Raw genomic sequence first — 329 nt, 5'->3', positions numbered from 1 at the left:
CTGCTCGTCGCAGCGGATTCGCGTTTGTCCGCGATGCGCGACCTGCTCGGCATTGGCGCAAACATCCATCCGCTTGGCCACTCCATGCTGATTTGCCGAGTGAGGCACGAGCGCTTCCATCACCAGATCGCGGTCGAATGGTTCGACCACCATCAGACCATCGCGATGTTGCCGCTCATGGGAGGCGTGTCGTCGCTGCTTCTGACTTTGCGCTCAAGTGAGGCCGACAGACTGTTTGCTCTCGACGACGAATTGTTCCTCATGGAATTGATGAACCGGTGTCGAGGACGTCTCGGAGAGATGACCCTGGCAAGCACCCGCCATGCCTA

General features: G+C 59.0%; 1 pseudogene. It reads left to right on the top strand.

The window, feature by feature from the left end:
- Positions 1–329: pseudogene (locus X744_RS0139445) on the top strand (FAD-dependent hydroxylase); the annotation flags it as partial.

Source organism: Mesorhizobium sp. LNHC252B00 (assembly GCF_000502955.1).
Lineage (GTDB): Bacteria > Pseudomonadota > Alphaproteobacteria > Rhizobiales > Rhizobiaceae > Mesorhizobium.
This window is presented reverse-complemented; position numbering and strand designations above follow the sequence as displayed.